The 1,732-nt window shown below is 32.3% G+C and carries 3 protein-coding genes; all 3 read right to left on the reverse strand.

Features of this window, described 5'->3' with window-relative positions; all coding sequences use genetic code 11:
- Positions 1-199: hypothetical protein (locus tag WQ54_RS17820; protein ID WP_046585964.1), on the reverse strand; the 199-nt coding region annotated here is incomplete at its 3' end.
- A gap of 299 nt (positions 200-498) precedes the next feature.
- Positions 499-693, reverse strand: coding sequence for an HAD hydrolase-like protein (locus tag WQ54_RS34790; protein ID WP_331435130.1), 195 nt, complete (start codon positions 691-693; stop codon positions 499-501).
- A gap of 667 nt (positions 694-1,360) precedes the next feature.
- Positions 1,361-1,732: group II intron maturase-specific domain-containing protein (locus tag WQ54_RS17825; protein WP_331435135.1), on the reverse strand; the 372-nt coding region annotated here is incomplete at its 5' end.

Here is a 1,732-nt window from a genome sequence, read left to right on the forward strand (position 1 = left end):
CTGAATTTCCGAAAATTTCATCTTGGAAAAAACATTCTTCCTGGGTCTTTTCTTCTTTATCCTTGATCCCATTGAAAAGATATTGAAAGTCGTTTAAAAGTTCAGCCATTGTTTTATCGGTATTTAATCCATATTCTTCAGCATATTCCTTTTCAATTTTGGCCATCATTTCATCCCATCTCTTTTGTGAATCGCTCATTTTTGTAGCTCCTTTGTATTTTTCTCTCAATTACAGACCTTAAAGATGAATACTAAGAAAAATACACCACCGCCAAGATACAATCCCTAACATTGTATCACCTTCATAGTTTAACACTCCTTGATCCATCGGTTACTTGCTATGAAAATATCTTTTATCTCGTCAACACTATTAACAATATGTGTAGGATCAAAATCACTTAATACTTTAAATGAACCATATCCATAAGTGCACCAAAAAAATCGTGTTTTCTGTCACCAATCATAATAAAATCATATAGCCTATGCTAATTGTACTTATCAAATATGTATTGAATAATTTAATTTTTGATGTTCGTGTTCCATCAGATTACTTCCAACAACATGATCAAAATACTGGTCAATATTAAAATACTTTAGTATTTGTTCAGAAAATACAGTAGGCTTTGAAGTTGCAACAACTAAAATATATTGTTGTTCTTTTAATGATTTTAATAGTAAAGAATATCCATATATAGCTCATTCTCAAACATACCATTATCCTAGAACCTTTCCCTGTAAAAATGAATTGCCTTTTTGTACTTTCTTGTTCAAAGTCGTAATATTCAACAAGTGAAACATGAAGTGGTGGATCAATAAAACATTTTCATCTAAATCAAAATAAAATTATTTTATATTTGTCCATATTAAGCTTCTGTTCTGTACCTATTACCTTCCTCATTTTACCATAGGGAATTCTGAATAATTTCAATTTCTTATTAAAATTTCCCGTTTGCTCAATAATCCTTACTCATTAAATGGCCCGATTGCTGAATAAGCTATCTAAGAGTTGGATGAATACTTTATACATTTTTAGTTAACATATTGAGACATTATCGGTATTGAAAAAAAAAGGATCTTCAATCGAAGATCCTGAAAGAGAGGTTGATTGCTACTTTTCCAAGGTAACAAATCACTAATATGGCTTCTTGGATTCATTAATAGTATATGTGTAGATTCTTTTAGTGTCATAGACAAATGTTGTTTTATTTAGTAAATATTGATAATTTCACACTTAAATTGATAAATGTTTTATAAGAATTTAGTCACCACAAGCGATGTTATCGGCAATCGAGTAGGAGGGGGTGACTAACCCCCGACCTCTCACACCACCGTACGTACCGTTCGGTATACGGCGGTTCAATTAAGTTTGACGTAGAAATTCATATCTTTGATATAAACTTTTAAGCCCACGGGAACTCCAATAGGAGTTATCAAGGGTTTTGTGTAGAATTGGACTACAGGCGATTCTCCAATATTTCTTTCTTGAGTTTCCCCATTCGTATGCCTTGTTATCAGGAACACCTAAACCTTTTAGTTTTCTAACTCTTGTTTTAGGTGTTTTCCATTGTTTCCATTCAACCATACGAAGTCTTCTTCTTATCCACTCTTCAAATTCTTTGAACTTACTTGGTGTATCAGCTAAAGCGAAGTATCCGCACCACCCTGTTAGATATTGGTTTAGTTTTTCAATTCTAACTTCCATAGGACTAGGTTTTGAACGAGATGTGATCTG

The organism is Bacillus sp. SA1-12, from assembly GCF_000981385.1.
Taxonomy (GTDB): Bacteria; Bacillota; Bacilli; order Bacillales; family Bacillaceae; genus Metabacillus.